This window comes from Blautia sp. An46, assembly GCF_002161645.1.
In the GTDB taxonomy this organism is placed as follows: domain Bacteria; phylum Bacillota; class Clostridia; order Lachnospirales; family Lachnospiraceae; genus Blautia; species Blautia ornithocaccae.
This window is the reverse complement of record NZ_NFIF01000034.1, coordinates 1-19521: the sequence shown is the minus strand read 5'-3', so window position 1 is coordinate 19521 and position 19521 is coordinate 1. Positions and strand designations below refer to the sequence as shown.

At 38.6% G+C, this 19521-nt stretch carries 11 protein-coding genes; all 11 read right to left on the bottom strand.

What is annotated here, in order from left to right:
* Positions 1-193: 193 nt before the first annotated feature.
* Positions 194-3490, bottom strand: a complete 3297-nt coding sequence (locus B5G00_RS17800; protein WP_087274992.1) for a DEAD/DEAH box helicase family protein — start codon at positions 3488-3490, stop codon at positions 194-196.
* A 71-nt stretch (positions 3491-3561) separates the two neighbouring features.
* On the bottom strand, positions 3562-4647 hold the full coding sequence (locus B5G00_RS17795; RefSeq protein WP_162613529.1) for a restriction endonuclease subunit S: 1086 nt from the start codon (positions 4645-4647) through the stop codon (positions 3562-3564).
* Positions 4648-4691: 44 nt separating this feature from the next.
* Positions 4692-5660 (bottom strand): site-specific tyrosine recombinase/integron integrase, encoded by a 969-nt coding sequence (xerA, locus tag B5G00_RS17790; RefSeq protein ID WP_087274990.1) that lies wholly within the window; start codon positions 5658-5660, stop codon positions 4692-4694.
* A 112-nt stretch (positions 5661-5772) separates the two neighbouring features.
* Entirely contained in the window at positions 5773-6954 is a 1182-nt protein-coding gene (locus tag B5G00_RS17785) for a restriction endonuclease subunit S (protein ID WP_242971421.1), read from the bottom strand.
* 92 nt (positions 6955-7046) lie between these two features.
* Complete coding sequence (locus B5G00_RS17780) at positions 7047-9551, bottom strand: DEAD/DEAH box helicase family protein (RefSeq protein WP_087274989.1); 2505 nt, start codon at positions 9549-9551, stop codon at positions 7047-7049.
* A 1006-nt stretch (positions 9552-10557) separates the two neighbouring features.
* Positions 10558-11346, bottom strand: a complete 789-nt coding sequence (locus tag B5G00_RS17770) for a DUF3800 domain-containing protein (RefSeq protein WP_087274988.1) — start codon at positions 11344-11346, stop codon at positions 10558-10560.
* Between the two features lie 4 nt (positions 11347-11350).
* Positions 11351-12862 carry a class I SAM-dependent DNA methyltransferase gene (locus B5G00_RS17765; RefSeq protein ID WP_087274987.1) on the bottom strand — a complete coding sequence of 504 codons (1512 nt, stop codon included), beginning with the start codon at positions 12860-12862 and terminating at the stop codon, positions 11351-11353.
* A complete protein-coding gene (locus B5G00_RS17760) occupies positions 12863-13918 on the bottom strand; it encodes a Fic family protein (protein ID WP_087274986.1) in 1056 nt (351 codons plus the stop codon). It abuts the gene before it with no gap.
* 194 nt (positions 13919-14112) lie between these two features.
* Positions 14113-15108: a dipeptidase gene (locus B5G00_RS17755; protein ID WP_087274985.1), complete on the bottom strand. Its 996-nt coding sequence runs from the start codon at positions 15106-15108 to the stop codon at positions 14113-14115.
* Between the two features lie 15 nt (positions 15109-15123).
* A complete protein-coding gene (locus B5G00_RS17750; RefSeq protein ID WP_087274984.1) occupies positions 15124-16029 on the bottom strand; it encodes a putative manganese transporter in 906 nt (301 codons plus the stop codon).
* Between the two features lie 180 nt (positions 16030-16209).
* Positions 16210-19248 carry a glycoside hydrolase family 2 TIM barrel-domain containing protein gene (locus tag B5G00_RS17745; RefSeq protein ID WP_087274983.1) on the bottom strand — a complete coding sequence of 1013 codons (3039 nt, stop codon included), beginning with the start codon at positions 19246-19248 and terminating at the stop codon, positions 16210-16212.
* Between the last annotated feature and the right edge of the window lie 273 nt (positions 19249-19521).

Genomic DNA, 19521 nt, shown 5'->3' with positions numbered 1-19521 from the left:
AGCTGGCCCCTTGGAGTGAAAAACTCCAATCTATCAAAAATCGCATGTGAATTATAGTGAATTACTCCAACTCGCAAAGGGCTGGGGTAATTTTGTATCCGACCGCATTAATATTTGGCACTTACCTTGAAAATAAGAGTATTCCATGGAATATAGCTTTTTTGCTTTGTTTACCGTGGAATACTCTTATTTATTAAGCCGCCATTGCATTTGCATTTATTTCATCAATGACCTTTTTTATTCCTATCCACATGTTCATGTCTACAAATATATCCACAATACTTCCTCGATCTGTAAACGGCGGTTCCTGAAGTACAGAGAAATCTTTCATCACCCCATTATGGACAATATACTCCACAATCTGATTCACAAAGTAAATCTGTCTGCTGTCCAGGTTTGTTCCATCAAGATATTCTGAAAATGCCTCTTTTGCAGCATTCATATCAAGTCCTACTATCTCACGGACAAATTCTCCTAAAGGTTTATCTCCGTATTCTGCTACATATTCATCTCTGGTCCCCAGTTCATTCCAGAGAATTTTTTCCAGTTCCTTAATGTCTTCCTGGGTCATTGGCTTGTTCATTTTCAATTTAGCAATTACAAGGTTATCCTGATGCTGACGAACATAATATTCCGCTTTTGCTTTATAATTCTTAAGATCATCATTATCCAGTTCTGCCTCTTTCCATTCAATAGACAATATATCATCTTCAAAATTTGTATCATAATGTATAACTGTCTTTTTGATATATTTCATCAGATCTCGTAAATTCTTGCGGATTTCCTCCAGTTCATCAATTCCTGCATTGTCCAAATAATCTGTATGAAGAATTTTATTAATCAAGTCTGCCTGTACCATTATTTCCGGGATATTCGCTACATTAGAAATTGCCCTTACCTTCTTTAAGAGATCACTTCGAGCTTTTCCATATTTCTTTCCTGCCAGATATGCAAGTTCTACCCCATATACTAATGCATCAAAACGAACAGCACTTGCATCATCTTTATCTGGAAGAATCAATGGTGCAAGTTCTTCCCGCACTAAAAGTGTATCCTCATAGCTCAGCGTCTGATAATTTGCTTTATCTGAATATAGCTCCACATACTTCAGGTGCTGCTTGACGGAAAAATTATCTCTGTTCAATTCTTTTACTTTTCCACTCAAGTGCTCAATAAGAGCATTTCTATAAGCAATGAGACGTTTTGTCTGATATTGCATATCCTGGAGTTTATATGTAATCTGAAATTCCAGATTGAAAACTGCTCCTTGAAGAGCCATCATATTAGCCGTTGCTTTTCCCTTATTCATACGGAAAAATTCAAAATTACCGCAAAAATCGAAAATATAAAATTTCTGCTTGTCTTCTCCGTCCAGTAAACCGGGGCAAAGGCGTGTTCCTCTTCCGATCATCTGCCAAAATTTAGCCTTACTCATTACCTTTTTAAAAAATACCAGATTCAGGACTTCCGGTACATCTATTCCTGTGTCAAGCATGTCTACAGAAATTGCAATCTGCGGGAGTTTCTCCGGTTCAGAAAATTCATCGATGGCACTTTGCGCATAGGTCATATAATTGTCAATAACTTTTGCATATCCTGGAAGATTAGGATATTCTTTTCCGAAAATCTCTAAGATTTTCTCAGCGTGTTCATGATTTTTTGCAAAGATGATTGTCTTGCCAAGTTTCTCTCCATAATGAATCCGAATCCCTTCTGTCATCAGAATATGGAGAGCCTTTTTTATAGTATCTTCATTAAAAATCCAGGAGTTAAGGGCGGAAGAACTGATACTCTCCGGTAATTCTCCGTTTTCATTCTTAAAGGTATTTTCATATACTTCTTTATCCTCATCAGACAATTCATCATATACAATTCCCTGATCAATAAATTTTAAGGAGGTCTCAACGGACAAAAAATCTACCAGATAACCGTCTTTTACTGCTTGTGCCAGTTCGTATCCATAAGTTGGAACACCATTTTCCAATTCAAAAATGCTATAGGTATTTTTGTCAATTTCATCTTTTGGCGTGGCAGTAAGTCCAATCAAAGGAGCGTCAAAATAAGTGAATATGTCCTTGTATTTATTATAAATAGACCGATGTGCCTCATCACAGATAACAAGGTCAAAATGTCCGCAGGTAAAAAGCTTCCCCTCCTCATCTTTGACTGCATCAATACAATTCATCATTGTCTGATAAGTTGCGAATACGCCATGAGCTGTGTAATTATCCTTTTCTTCGCAAAGGTTTGTAACAGAAAAGTGCGGAAGCAGATTTACAAAACTTCTTTTTGCCTGTGTTACAAGAGATGTTCTGTCTGCAAGGAATAAAATATTTTTTACCCATCCATTCTGCAATAATACATCGCACAAAGAAATCACCGTTCTTGTTTTTCCTGAGCCAGTTGCCATGACCAGCAATGCTTTCCTGCGATTTTTCCTACCAAAACTGTCGCAAACTGCCTTTACAGCAGCTTCCTGATAGTATCTGCCCGCAATGTTCTTATTGACTGATATATTATCCAATTCCGTTTTCATTACCTGAAGATTAAACCATTTCTCCAGATCCCGTTTGGAATAAATTGACGAAACCTTCCGTTCCGGATACTGCCCATCATTAATTCTTGTTTCAAATCCATTTGTAAGAAAGATAACCGGTCTTCTTCCAGACTGTTTTTCCAGTAAATCCGCATACAGCTTCACCTGCTGCCTTCCTTTCGCTATGTCTACGCAGGTCCGCTTCGCTTCTATCACAGCAAGAGGGCGATGAGCATCATCATAAAGTACGTAATCCGCATAACCTACCTCTGATTTATTGGGCATACCGCGAAGTTCCACTTCACTCAGCCAATCCTCCCCCTCTGTCCAACCGGCATCCAGCAGCATAGCATCTATGTATATTTTTCTTGTTTTGTATTCAGACAGATCCAGAGGTTTGGGGACATAAGTTTGATGTTGTTCTTCTCTTCTTGCTGTCAACTGTGCTCTTAAAGCCTTGTTTTCTTCAATTAATGCCTTCAGATCAACTTCAGAAGGCTGGTATGCCTGCCGTTCCTCAAAGGAATCCGTCTTATCCAGCAGTTCCGGATTAAACTTTGTCTCCTCGTACTGTTCACCATAGCAATACGCTACGAAGTCAAGAAAAATATACAGATTCTCAAGGCACAGCCTCGCCTCATCCAGAGTAATCTTTTTCCCATTGTGAGCAGCATTGTTTCCTAATTTCCTGATAAAATCCATACGTTTCCAAAGATCCGAATCCACAATATCTTTGAATTCTTCCGTACTTATTAAACTGACCAGCGTATCCTGATATGGTCTGATAAGAGAACTGTCTACAGAGTACATCCATTTCACAGCAAACTCCATTGCTCTCCGGCAGTTTAACACACTGGCTCCCATATCAATATTCAAAATCTTTTCTGCTGATATAGCCACGTCAGCAAAGGACTTGAATTGCGGGTCGTTTTTCAAAAAGTCGAAATTAGTCATGGCAAACACCTCCCTACTATCCTTTAAATTTTCACGCTAAAATCTCTTGTTGATTATTATGGTACAAAGCGTTAGACAACTTTTGATTTGTCGGTCTGAGTAACGAAAGTAACAAACTGCTCTTGCAATTCTATAGGTGGTAGTATAATCGGAAAATCTTCTACTTGATCAAGATTGATCTGTCGTTTATCAATCCCTCCTACGCATACTTTACGAATGTATCTTCGATAAGGCTCTCCAGTAAGAATTGCCACTACGTATTCTGGAATTACCGTTCCATCCAGTCGGACAAGATAAATATGTCCGTTGATATTGGCACTGTTATCTGTGCCATGGAAGAGAGCTGCACGACCCAAGCTACTATTTTCAGTATTAATCCTGCCTGTTTTTGTTATAAGAATATCCTTATCATGAACACTACTCTTTTTCATAGCGACATGTGTATCAATATCGATGTAGGCGACATCGTCGAGATCAATTCTATTGCGCCATACATTCTGGCTACGAAGGAAAATAATTCCTTCGTCCACATAGTTTTCACTACCGCCTTTTGGTGTATTCCCGTTGGTAATAAGCACTGAAACATCAGCCAATTTTTTCACTTGCCAACCAAACGGATTAGAAATCGGGTCTCCAAACATCTCGATAAATCGGGCTTTGGTAAGGTCATCCAGTTTCTGAAGTTCATGTTTTCTAAGTTGAATAATTCCATTTATTTTTTCAAGAATTGCCGAATATTCAGCTTGTTGCTCTATACCAATATCTGGAACTAATATTTCTTCTAATACCTTACGACCAATAGCTTTAAATGTACTTCCTGTTCCTTTACTATTTAACTCTGTATTTTTCCCCTTTAAAAGCCAAAACATAAATTCTGGTGAAACCTTAGATTTATTCGGAGTCAACGCTGCCAATCCTCGTCCAATACAACATTCTTCTTTAGTATAATTCAGCGCCCCTATCGGAGCACGGACTGATATCAATATATCTTCTGGTTCTGCCATTTTCAATGGAGCCGAACACCATTTCCTAGCTACAGGATAACGCTCGCCAAAGTCAGCATTGCCTTGAAAAAAAGGAACACCTTTACCATTATCATTATAACTATCTGACGCTGGAGATTGCCCCATCTTGATAGAACAAACTTCTTTTAACATCGTATATTTCATCCCATTATCCCCACAAATCCGAAGTTGCGATCCTATGCAATATACTTCTGATGTGATGATTTTACATTTTTTTGATTAACTATAGCATATTGCATAGTTGTATCGATTTGTGAATGTCCTAATATCTTTTGTACCTGTTCTATGGGCATTCCTTTATCTATAGCTCTCGTAGCCATTGTTCGACGGAATTTATGAGGATGAATGCGATCTAAACTTAATGATCGTCCCAATTTTCTCAGCCGAATCTCCACTCCACTAATCTTCAGCCGATCAAATGGTGCATCTAATGTAACAAAAAGAGCCGGATTATTGTCTACACGTTCCTCCAGATATTTTTTTAAATGAATTTTTGCTTTCGCATCAAAATAAACCTTTCTCTCTTTGTCTCCTTTTCCAAATACAACACATTCTCTTTGTTCAAAATCAATGTCCTGAATATTAAGTTTTACTAACTCGCCAACACGAATCCCTGTAGAATATAAGAGATCTATCATTGCCAAATCCCTTATTTCATGACATCCATCTCTTAATTTTTCAATGCTTTCATCAGATATAGTTTCTTTTACTACTGTCTTAGTCTTTATCTTATGGATTCTCCGCATAGGACTTTTTAAAATAAAATCCTCTTCTTCCAGCCATGAAAAAAAGCTGGAAATATTTCTGCGTACATTATCAACTGTCACCTTACTGCAATTATTTATTTTCTGATATTCAACCAAATAACCTCTAAGCTCGTCCGTAGTAATTTTTCTTATAGGTGTTTGAATATTAGATAAAAGATGTTCTATCGTAACTTGATAATACTTCAGAGTTCTCTCTGAGCAGCCTTCTATTTTCTTCGCATCTAAAAATAACTTTAGATATTCATTATTACCTATTTCTGTTTTAACAGCATCTTTTTCAGCAAGATTTTTTATTAATACCTCTTGAAGTTTCTTAAGCTGTGCTATGTTCAAAAACTCCGCCATTTCATTTAAAATACATATCAATCTTTCTTCCATTATGACATACCCCTTTTTACTTAGAAGTATATCAAATAATTTTGCCTATACTATTTTATTTTCTATGTACACCTATAAATTAATTTTCGTAATTATACATAAAATTTTCCATTTACCCAAAATATTTCTGCATTAAGCTATCAAAAAGAAGCTGCGTTTTTTCCAGGGATTTTTGAATTGCAACTTTTGATTTGTCGGTCTGAGTGACGAAGGCGGCAAACTGCTCCTGAAGTTCAATTGGTGGAAGAATAACTTTAATTGTATTTAACTTTGCAATCGTTAATCTTGTAATTGCCGCACCACCCATATTGCTTCTAATATCAGTATACATGTTTTCATTATTTAATAATGCGGCCAAAAAATGTCCATTCATTATTCTTCTGTCTTGTTTAAGCAAAGCAACACTCGAAAGCAAGGTGAACTCCTCTTCGAGAGTATTAACCATTGCAATTCCGGTTGTAACACCGTCTTTGATATATAACACATCGCCTAATTCAGGATTACATCTTTCATAAATAGGTCTGTGGACCTCTTCTGGAACATAAGTAATGTTGGTAAAATCAAAGCCCGATATTTTTATGTTTTTCGCTGTTACATACTTATACTCTCCGGTGTCAAAACTTTCAGGAGAAAAGTGTGTTCCGTCATTCAGCTTAATACATACCTCTTTGAGAGTTTTCTTTTTCCACCCTAAAGGGTTAGAAACAGGATCACCAAACATCTCGATAAATCGGGCTTTTATAAGTTCGTCAAGTTTCTCAAGTTCCTGTTGGCGTTCTTCGATTACTGGATTAACTCTATCAAGTATATCAATGACTCTATCTTGTATTGATAAATCAGGTACACAGATTTTTATCTTTTTAAGATCCGCAACGGCAAAACTTGCTTGATTTACAGATTTCTTTGTTATTCTTTCAATCTTTTCTTTAAATGTTCGAGAATAAAAGTAATATTTTGCATATTCCGGCCGAATAATATCTCTCCTAGCCTTTAGTCTAAGCAAATTCATTCCATGAATTATCTTTTCCTTACCATGCTTCTTATATAACACAGTTCTTCCAAGATATTGGATACTATTAATATGTGACATTAATAAATCGCCATCCTCAAGAACATAACTTTCATACTTCTCTAAATCTGTAATTCCAGCATATCCCATTCTATCACGATTGAATTTATCATTTGCAATTGTCTCTATACGGGTAATCGGATATCCCCCATCTACTGTTCCCTGCTTAATATTTACACCGTTTCTAATTTGATAAAAACACTCCTCAATAGTACGCATATTCATATTTTTTATCCCCACAAATCCGAATTGTAAATCGAAAAAATATAACTTTAACTGAATTTTATTGCTGTTTACTTTCCTATAATTTTATTCTATTAAATCTCTCGTTCAAACTTAACTGTATACATATTAACAATGTCATCTTTTTTAAGCTTATGTATACGCAGCAATTCATTAATTTTACTTACATCATTAATATTTCCGTTCTGGCAAAGAGCGCTATAGAAATCACGAAGATTCTTTCTAAAAGATGCTAGTTCGTCCTCCGTCATCACTCTCATGTTTTCGTCTGGAGATGCAACTACATCAATAAATTTAGATGGGTGAACGATTATTGGTATACACTCATTTGGGTACGCATAATTCTCTTTAAACCAGTTTACCGAACCTGATAATTGATTACAATAATCCTTTTTTATCGTTTGAGTAGTAGCCTCCGTTTTACATTCAATGACCAAATATTTACTTGAGTCAATCGCCCACAAGTTATCAGGTCCGTATCCTCCAGTTTCCTTGTCTGGTCTTGAACATACAAATCCAAGAGCTATTCCTATTTGATTTAGCGCCTCCTCAAACTTTTCGTATTCACTTCCCATACATAAATTTGACAAAATTCCATCTATGTGTACTAACAGTTCATTTAATCTATATTTTTCAACAATTAGATTTTTACTGATAGCTTGTGCCTGAGGAATTGTATAAATTGTTTTTTGATATTGTATGCCCGCAAGCGGTGACAGAATAGCTGCATTTAAATTCTTACCCACTTTAAGTATTTCTTGAGAAAGAGACGAATCTATTTTATTTGTATATTCAGCCTGAATCTGACATAAATATCCCTTAGTTCTTTTATCAATCTCTTTATCTTTAACTATTTTAATAGCGTTTGCAGCATCAAGCCATTGCGTATTCATAGCCTTTTCAAAAGCTTTTCTCTGAGCTACTATCTTTTCATCTACCTTTGCCTCATTTGAATATTTGACAGTGGCTAATTTTTCTTTGCAGGTTGTAACCCATTCTGGATTTTTTTCTAGCGAATAATTTGCAAGTTCAAATATCTGATCAATTGTTGGCTTTGAACTTGTTTCATTAACCAATAAATCCCATAATTGCTTTGAAAGATTATATTGACATCTTGTTGCCGCACTAAAATAATCTATTCCTTTATTTCTTGATAACACATCCGAAAGTTCGTCACCCATAAGGACAATGCAACATTCATCGTCATTAAAACGAACTCCTCGTCCCATGCCTTGCTCAATTCTTTGAACTTGCTCTCTTAATAAGATAGTACTCTGAGGAGCCACACTTTGGATATATCTATCCCTAATACTATTTAAAGGTGGAAGCCCATCAATAACCAGCATTCTACAAGCATCACCTGGCAAATCGATTCCGTCATATCTATTAACAAAAATTATTTTTCCTAAGTGGTTACCGCTTTTTAATGCTTCAACTATTCTGTCTATATTTTCTTTTGTCGCTGTTCGTTTCCCCTGTTCATCCCAAAATTTTGCTCTAGAAAAAGAAGGTACGAGTATCACAACATTATATTTTTTAGCTATTTCCTCAACTTTTTCCCTTATCTGTATTTCCAATATATCACTATTTACATACTTTGGAAAAATAATTAATCTATCTCCAATATCATTAGCATTCTCTGGTGTAATGATGTTCTTCATGTCTTTTGTACTCAATCCTAATGCAGAAACAAATACACTATCATCAGCTAATGTTGCACTCATATATATACGTCTACTTGCTTCTTCAAGACTAGATATCTTATCTAAATCAATTCCTTTAGGAGATATTTCAATTGCAGAAGCAGTAATTATACAATCACATGTTTCCAAACATCCCTCTATCAACGGTAATCCAAAGTATATTGTGGCATTCTTACTATTATTATATTTAGATAATATTCTATAAATGTTGTCCTGCTGTCTTTGCCATTCCCAATAAGGCACAAGCATATTTTTTCGGCAATCTTTCATTTCAACAACATCAATGTAATTCTTCGGATTATAGTCTTTTAGCGAAGAACTAAATATAGCAATTAGTTCTTTATAGGCATCCGTTTCAGCATCTATTTTTATCATAAATTGATCAGTAATTTTATCCATGCACGCATGTACATCATCAATAATAATGCTTCCTATAGGATAATTTCCACTTTCTCTCATGCCGAAATAACTATGGCCATTTACAATAGTCTGAATAGATGTGACAAGAATTGCTCTTGAGTTTAAATAGTTATAATCATCTTTATCCGTTGTTGCAGAAATTCCCAATCGCTTAGCTTCATCAATGACTTGCTTAACCAAATAATTATCAGGCACAGCATATATAGCAGGTCCCTTTTCTTCATTTAAACAACTCTGAAGCATAATCAACCCAACTACTGTTTTTCCGCTACCTGTATTCATTTTTAAAATTACATTTTTCTCATTTCTTATATCAAACCACTTTTTCCACACTTCGCTTTGAACATCTCTAGGATATCCATAACCTGGCGCTTTTGAAGGTAATGTCATAAAAATTTCTCTAGGCTCTATTGTTTTTGTTTTTGTGTTAGAATTAAGTTTCGATAAAAGATTCATTTTTTTCACTCCTAACCCGAATAAACCGGAAAAGTTTATTTATACATTCCCTATTTACACTATTCTAAGGAAAAGGGAATTTTCCATTATGTTACTTACAAATAAATACTCTGCTCAGATTTATGGCACCGTTACCTGTTATGGTGCATAATCATTCCAGGATACATTCCGAACCAGAGCCATACCGATGCAATGGCGGCATATATGAACCTCAATAATATCCTTATCATTGATTATCCAATTTCTCTCAGTCACTTACATATCAAACCCATCAGAATGCAACAAAATCACACAGGAAAATAGAATTGAAATTGAATTTATCCGAAAGTTCCATATCTTCTGTAAAGGCGACTACATTCAGAATATTGTTACTGGAACCAGCAAGACTTTCCTACAGTTTAACCAGAACAAGTATCTACATTAGTATTTCTGTCTACAAAGAACCTGGCCTCTACGATCTCTGCATTCCTACATGATCCTTGTTCCTACACTTATATCCTGATTTAATGATACCGAAAATTTATCATTTTGCGTAGAATATCATTTATAAGTTGCCTAAAAGTCTCTTTTCTAAAATTTCCTATTGATTTTTAGAGCCAACTCTACTAATATAAGAGCAAGAGAAGCGGTTTTTTACCGTGCAGCCATTTTGGCTCAAACGGCATACTCGCTTCTTTTTATGTTTGTCATATCATCCAGAAACATTCCCTACTCTATTTTCCTTACTACAAGTGTTGCATCATAGACATTTTTTCCTTTACACGAATGATAAAACAAGTATCCTATCTATGCCACCTCGAAGTAGCTCTTAGAGTTTACCGTTTTTTAATATAATATCATAAGTTTCTGGAATCCTTTTTCTGCTTACAACTTCCGTATTTCTTCCGCTTTAAGATTTTCCTGATTTTCATAAATCCAAGCTTATTTTTACCATTGACTATTTTATATCTTTTTCATATAATATAGGTGAACCACTGAACCCGCGAATGCGATGTAGGTGGTGTTTTTATTTGGGATATATCACCAGTCCATACGTATTCTTTTCGTTAGCTTTCAAATTAAGTCGCCCGCTCTGCTTAAGAGTCGCCATTACTCTACCCACAAAATTTTTATCAATTACATTCATAACTCTTTTAGGCAAATCTTTCTGTCTGTCATGACTAACAAAATACAAATGTACAAAAAATGATATAAAATCACACAACTGTATAAAATATGATTCCGATGAATCTTTCTCCATAATATCCTCTATCATATTTTTAATTGGTTGATTTAAGTATCCTGCGTATTGAGACTGAATAGGATTATAAACACGCATTGCCCTTGCAGTCTTTCGCATCGGTGCAATTCTTCCTGCATCAGTAATAATTAAATAATTCCATTCCCCATTACTGTCATTTTCTATTCTCTGAATATTATACTTAAGTGCGTTTTCCAGTATAGAATAATCGTCTCTTTTAATTTTTGTTTTATCAATTATCACATTTATAATCTTCACGTCCAATGTTCCAATCATCTTTGTAAATGCAATAATAATCTCCCTCTTTTCATCTTTTGACCATTTATATTTCCTATATGGATTCTTATCTGTCAAAAAATGTTTTGTATGCATCTCTTCGCTAATATGAAATCCATATTCCTTTTTAAGCTGTCTACGCAACTGTTTTATTTTGTCAAAATTGCTTTGCCATTTTTCTGTAGGCATATATAAACTTGTCAAAATGAAATGATCACTTGATGATAATGTAATACCGTCATCACCTGTTTCATCAAAATATGCCAGATATGTATTCAATAATCTACTTCATCTCCTTCTTCAACATCTCTTTTAATTCATCAAGATTTTTTGCTATCTCCGCTTCCATTTTATAAAGATCAGCCATGATTTCTTCTGTGGGTGGATATTCCACTGGAACATACTCAATCTCTTTATATTTATTAATGGAAAGATCATATCCATTTTCTACTATATCCTTCTTATCAACCATGAAAGACTGTTCTGTACGCTTCCGATCTTTTTCTTTTTCCCTGTTTTTAAACCGAAGAATAATATCAGGAATGTCGTTCTCCTTAACTGCAGTTCGCTTATCATCCAGGCTGAACCCGTCAGCTTTCATGTCATAAAACCATACCTGATCTGTTCCCCCGTGCCCTGTTTTCGTAAAGATCAAAATGGCTGTTGAAACTCCTGCATATGGTTTAAATACGCCAGAGGGCATAGAGATTACAGCTTCCAGACAGTTTTCCTCTACCAGTTCTTTTCGGATTGCTTTATGTGCTTTTGATGAGCCAAATAATACGCCATCCGGTACAATACAGGCACATCTTCCCCCTGTTTTCAGCATTCTTAAGAATAATGCCAAAAATAGAAGCTCTGTTTTCTTAGTCTTACATATTTTCAGTAAATCCGGTGAAACGGTATCATAGTCAAGACTTCCTTTAAAGGGTGGATTGGCCAATATAAGGCTATATTTCTCTTTATCAGGATTCTGTTCAGAAAGGCTGTCCCTATATTCGATAAATGGATTATCCACTTCATGGGTCATCATGTTCATAGCACCGATTCTAAGCATGGTTCGGTCCATATCAAAGCCATAAAACATGTGATTCATATAATGTTCTTTATTCTTTCTGTCAAAAAACACTTCTTCTTTCCGATGTTCCTTAAGATACTCACTGGCCGCCACAAGAAAACCGGAAGTTCCGCAGGCTGGATCACATATAATCTCGTCTGCCTTAGGCTCCATTAATTCCACCATCATCTTGATAATGTGTCTGGGGGTTCTGAACTGACCATTTACACCGGCAGTTGCAAGCTTAGACAATAGATATTCGTATACATCACCTCTGGTGTCTGATGTTTTCAATTGCGCCATCTGAGTATAAATTTCATCCATGGCTGTTACAATTTTGTCTAGCATAAGTGGGGTCGGTATTTTAAAAATCGCATCTCCCATATATTTCGCGTATGCACTTTCCTTGTCTCCATGAAGATTCTTTATAAATGGGAAAACCCATTCCTGCATAATGCTATACATTTTTTGTGCCGGGAAATCATGAAATACACTCCATTTCAACTGGTTACCTGGAATGCTGCGGTCTCCAACTGCAATTTCATCCGCAAATATACTTTGATAAGGCAACCCTAGCATAGCACTTTCCTTTCTATGAAGATTGTCAGCATCGTCAAGATCATGTATAAACATCAAATAGGTCATCTGCTCAATAACATCCAGCGGATTCGTAAGTCCACCGGTCCAGAAGATTTCCCATAGCCCATCAATTTTACTTTTTAATTCACCTGTAATCATTTATTCTTTCCCCCTGTTCCATATATAGGCGGTATAACGGCCACCGCCAATTTTTAATACTTCTTGTTTTTTTACCATGTCTGTAAGTGCCCGTTCCACTGTAACACGGCTAATATCCGGACATTTTTTCATAATATCTGTCCTGGTCATTTTTCCAAAAGAATCACGGACAATTTCCCGAACTCTCTCTGGCTTTGACATACCACTTGTTATTATAAATTGAACTTTGGAGGAAAAGTCTCTATAGGCAGCAGTTATTACCTCCAACATATACCGGACAAAAGGCAAATCATTATTACTCTCTTCATACCAATCTAAAGAACTATTCCTCAATGCCTCATAATAACTTTCCTTGGTTTGCTCAATCAGTTTTTCAATGCTACTATACATCCCTACCGTATATTCTGAACGATATAGTAAAAGTAGCGTAAGTAAACGACTTATACGTCCATTACCAGCATAAAACGGATGAATGCATAGAAAATCTAAAATGAACATTGAAATCACAAGCAAAGGGTCATACAGAGAATCGTTACATGTATTCTGAAAACCTTCGCATATAGCATTCATATATTCTGGAACTTTCCCTGCCTCCACTGACCGAAATCCCATAGCTTTATTACCTTGCGGATCTGTCTGGGCTTCTATATGATCCAATGTTTTAAAATGCCCTCCTTTATTTCCGGTAAACTTATACAAATCTTGGTGCATTTGAAGTATTACAGAAGTCTTAGTCGGCATATAAGCATAGTTCTCATGGATTCCATTCAAAACATCCCGATAACCGGCAATCTCCTTTTCATTATGGGTTCTTGGTACTGTTTTGTCACAAACTATTTTCTTCAACCGGTCATCCGATGTATAAATCCCTTCAATCTTATTAGAAGCTTTTGTGCTCTGAATTTTTGCCATTTCTAATAATTGTGTAATACTATCCGCCTTAGCTTCTACAAACAATGCATGCTTTACTTTCTGTTCATGTATTTGAGACACAAGACTGACAATATCTGGCTGCAGCAACCTGCTATATCTGGCCTTATAATCAAAAGTTCTCATATATGCTCCTTTGTAAAAGTCTAATTGAATATAAAATAATCATATCATATTGCATTCTAATAATCAATTCAATCTCGTCATTTTCCTCATAATGACGAGATTAAGACAATTATAAATACTAAAAAAGCCACCGGAAATAAACACTCTACATTCAAAAGTATTTATTTCCGGCAGCTATACAAGTCTATATAAAACTATCCAAGGTTCTCTCTCAAAAACCTGTCCGCATTTTTCCAAAAAATTTTTTCTGTCAGCCTATGAGAAATTCCCGCCTTTTCCATAGCTTCTGCAAGTTTTTCCATTCCCCCGGCGTTTTCCATCTCCGGGGCCTCTTCTATCCCGTCAAAGTCAGAGCCAAGGCCAAGGCACTCCTCCCCGCCAATATTCACTATGTACCGGATCTGCCGGATAAGCTCTTCCATAGAAGCTCCTGGCTGGCCAGGCTTCCAGTCTTTACGCACAAAGCTGACACAGTAGTTCAGTCCCAGAATCCCTCCCCGCTCTGCCAAAGCACGGATCATATCATCTGTGAGATTTCTGGCAGCTTCTGGAGCAACTCCTCTGGCATTGGAATGAGTGGCTAAAAATGGCTTTTTATAATATTTCGCCACATCCCAGAATCCTCCGTCGGACAAATGGGAAACATCCGGGATCATTCCCAGGCTTTCCATCTGTTCCAGGGCCCGGATTCCTTTTTCTTTCAGTCCTCGCTCCTCTCCCCAGCTCCAGGGATGGTCTTTAAAAGGATTCCCCTGGCGATTGGGATATCCCAGATCATTTTCATGATTCCAGGTTAAAGTAGCAATCCTGGCCCCCTGGTCATAGAGCCACTGTAAATGCCGGGAGGATTTTTCAAAAATTGCACCTTCCTCCAGAGAAAGGAGAGCCGATATCCTGCCCTCTTCCCTGTTCTTTTGGATATCTGCATAGGAATAAACCTGAGTGATCTTATCCCGGTTTTTTTCCAGTTCCTTTTTAAACAGCTCTGCCATTTCTTTTGCCGCTGCAAAGCAGTCCTCTGTATTTTCTTTGTCCAGAAAAATAGCAAAGGTCTGAAGCTGGTAATCTCCCTTTTTCATTTTCTCCAGGTCTACCTGAAGGCTGCTGGCAGAAAGAAAAAGGTCCTTTCCTTCTTTCCTGCCTTCCCAGATAGCGCTGATGGTATCGCAGTGAAGGTCATAGACATTCATAGTTTCCCTCCGATTTTAAAAGGCAATGCCGAGAATTTCAAACAAAATTCCCCAGAATACGCTGATGCCATAGAGCAGACCGATGATTCCCAGGTTTTCTTTTGCTCCCCGGTTGGTCCGGCACAGCACCAGGATCCCTACGCCGGCTCCTGCCAAAAGGCCTGCCATCATCTGTCCGGTTCCCAGGATCCCTCCCAGATACATCTGGGTAATGATCACAGAACCTGCACAATTGGGGATCATTCCTACCAGCCCTGCCAGCAGAACGCCCAGTACAGGCTGGCTGCTGATGATTGCTCCAATCTGGTCCTCACCCAGGACTTCCACCAGAAATCCGATAACCAGGGTTACCAGAAAGATAAAGAGGGTAATCTGAAGAGAATGGATTATGGCAGATTTCAGAATACTGCCTTCTTCGCAGTGGCAGTGTTCATGTTCACAGAGATCATGTATATCTTTCTCATGATGTTCCCTGTGAATGTGTTTGTGCTCATGATATTCTTTCCGTTTCCTGCTTCCTGCCCTCCAGAGGATATCCAGAGCAAAGCCTGACACAGTTCCAATAAGTATCTTCACTCCCAGTATCTTTAAAATCACAGGAATTTCCACAGCCTCTGAAATAAAAATCGGCAGCATCTCATCAGATGTGGAAAGAAAAACCGCCATAAGAGTTCCCACTGAGATTACTCCTCCCGCATAAAAACTGGAGGCAGCAGCTGAAAAACCGCACTGTGGAAATACTCCGGCGATTCCTCCGATAAGAGGGCCCAGCTTTCCTGCTCTGCGTATCATCTGCTGAGTGGTCTCCTGGGTTTTGTGCTCCAGATACTCCATCACCAGGTACGTAAGGAACAGAAAGGGCACCAGACGCAGTGTATCGCTTACAGCATGCATAAGGGTATGCCAAATCAGTTCTGTCATATTAATCTCCTTTTTGATCTTATATACTATATACTTCGTGTACAAGGTAGAGTATCAATTTAGCACAAAAATTTAAAAAACACAAGAGTGGAACTGCTGCGTTAAACATATGTCAGGAATATTTATACATTTTATGCGAATTTGCCGAGCACAGCTTTGAGACCATAGGCTCAAAGAAGCTTAAATACCTTTAAAGGAGAAAGCGAACTCCATTTTTCCTTCTGTATTCAATAGAAATTCCGGATGTGTGGGGCTTCCCCAGCTGTCATCTCCGGCAATACCCATCTGTCCCAGAGCTGCCCGTACTACTGTATAATGTACCTCCGGCAGTTCATAAGGATGTCTGGCATTTTCCATCTCATGAGGCGTATAAGGCAGGGCGGAAAACATCATAGGACCGCTCTTCTCGTCCATTTCGAAAAGCATTCCTCTGCCTTTCCGGTCTGTTACTTTCGCATACCGGACGCCGGCCTTGGCTCCGCACTCCTGAGGCACTACATAAGCGGCCATATTATCTTTTACCAGGTTTCTGTAAATTCCCAGCTTTGCCCCTTTCTGCCTGTCTGCATAGGTCTCAGCCGGTCCCAGTCCATACCATTCCAGATGGTCATAGTCTGCATTCAGCTTGAACATTACGCCAAATTCCGGCATATCTCCCAGTTCTTTCACCGGATCGTAGGAAAGGACGGCTGTCACTTTTCCTTCTCCGTCTACCTCATAGGAAAGCTGGCACTGAGATACAGGCCTTGTAGGAAGAAGGTATGTAAAAGTAACTTTTGCAGTATTCTCCTTAACCTCCAGTTCAGGTTTTATGATCTTCGCATAGGTGTTTTCCCGGTAGTCTTTATGGGTGGCATAGAGGCTGGCAATCTTCCACTGTCCGTATCTTGCAGGCATAAAGTTGCCGTTGTCGTTGTCCGTAGGAGCTCTCCAGAAATTCGGCTTTGGAATTGCCTCCATCATTTCCTTTCCCCCATATTTATAGGAAGCCAGTCCTCCATTAAGACCGGAAAAGATTACCTCAAAGTCCTCTCCTTTAATACCGATATTATGAGTACTTCTGATGACTTTAATCTTTTTGGCAGATTTCTTTTTCTCTGTCTGGACACTGTAAACATACTGACCAAAAGCCACTTCATGACCTGCGGCTGCCCATACTTTGTCTTCCTTCAAAAGGAAAGCCACAGTGACCGCATACTCCCCTGGTCTGGTCTCCTGAGGAACAGGAAGGGCATAGGTCTTTTCAGATAAGGGTTCAACATCCGTCTCAAGTCCTGCTCTGCGGATGATCTTTCCATCTCTTTCTACAGTTACAACGCAGTTAAAGGTATTGGTGTTTACAAAAAGATTCTTGTTGATAACCTTAACCTCTTCAGCTCCCACCTGAGCGGTAATGTTCTGATAATTGAATTTTACTTCCTGCATCTTAGGCGAAGGATTTCTCTCGCCCCCATGAGCAATACCGTTGGCGCTGAACTCATAGTCTGTGGGACGTTCGCCAAAGTCTCCTCCGTAGGCCTGAAATTCTTTTCCGTATCTGTCTTTTTTATACAGAGTCTGATCAATATAATCCCAGATAAATCCCCCCTGATATAAAGGCTCAGTATCTGTCAGATCTGTATACTTGTACATAGCTCCACAGGAATTTCCCATAGCATGGGTATATTCACAGCAGATAAAAGGCTTGCTCCTGTCTTTCTCTAAGAATTTCTTAATGTTCTCCACAGAAGTATACATCTGGCTTTCGATATCACTGGTATCATTATATCTCCGGTCATGGAATACCCCTTCGTAATGAACCAGGCGGGTAGGGTCCTCTCTCCTGAAAAACTGGGACATCTCAAAGATATCCTTTCCTCCGAAAGACTCATTGCCGCAGGACCAGATCAAAACAGCCGGGTGGTTCTTATCTCTCTGATACATGGAGTTGGCGCGGTCCAGCATCATATCCAGCCATTCCGGTCTGTCACAGGGAACTACTCCTGAAATATCACCTGTCTCTTCCACAGTATCCCAGGAACCATGGGATTCCAGGTTCGTCTCATCGATAAGATACAGTCCGTACTCATCGCAGAGACGATACAGTGGAGACGCATCTGGATAATGACAGGTGCGGATGGCATTGATATTATTTTGCTTCATGGTCTTCAGGTCTTTGATAAGTTCTTCTTCGGACACATGGCGCCCGGAAACAGAGCTGAATTCATGGCGGTTCACACCCTTGAATACAATACGTTTTCCATTCAGAGTCATGACATGGTCTTTTATTTCAAATCTGCGGAATCCCACCCGTTCCGGGATATATTCCTGAAGGTTTCCATCCTGGTCATATATCTGGATAGTCAGATCATAAAGCTGAGGCTCTTCTGCGCTCCACAGCGCTGGATTTTCGATCTCCATAGTAAGTCCGCCCTTGTCCAGATCATACTCTCCTTCAAAGATCCTGCCGTCTTTGGACAGGCAGACCAGGGCTTTTCCCTGTCCCCAGGCTTCTGTGCGGATTTCCAGAGTGCCTCTGGTCAATGTCTCGTCAGGTATGGCCCGGATTCTCAGGTCTCTGATATGTACATCGGGAACCGTGTACAGATATACATCTCTGTAAATTCCGGAAAATCTGTAAAAATCCTGGTCCTCGCACCAGCTGCTGGAAGTCCATTTAAACACCTGGGCTGCCAGCTTGTTTTCTCCTTCCTTTACATATTCTGTCAGTTCAAATTCTGACGGAGTAAAGGTGTCCTCACTGTATCCCACAAAATGTCCGTTCAGCCAGAGAACCAGACCGCTTTCCGCACCCTGAAAGGAGATAAAAAGCCTTCTGCCCTTCATATGTTCCGGAACTTCAAAATATTTCACATAGCTGGCCACCGGATTAAAGTTTTCCGGGATCTCACCTGGCTGAATCTCTTCATGTCCTTCCCAGGGGTACTGAGTGTTAGCGTACTGAGGCACATCGTAGCCTTCCATCTGAATGTGAGCCGGCACCCGGATATCCTCCCAGTTCCTGCAGTTATATTCTTCCGTCTCAAATCCCTGTATGGCAGAATTATAATTTCTGGCATAGTGAAACTTCCACAAGCCGTTCAGGCTTTCAGTAAATACACATACTTTTTCTTCTGCATCCTCTGCTGATGCATAATATGGATGGTCGGAATGAGCTTCCATTCTTCCTTCCTGAAAATAACGCGGATCTTTTACTTTCTGATAATCAAATGCACCCATGGTCCATTTCCTCCCTATATTGTCAAGTGATTTTCCTTTAAAATAAAGGTTTTTCAAGTTACTATCTCAGATGAATGAGCCATGGAGATGGGCATTTCTCTGTATCTGATACGAAAATAGCTGGTTTTGGGTACACGAAGTAAAACGTCTTCGCATTTCGTTTTACATGGCCTTGTGTATACCCTTCCATCTATGGCAGCGCACCTCCCGTGTCTACCAGGATCTCCTGCGTCTCCGCCGGGTCCTCACTTCCTTCGTCCCGCCTGCCCATAA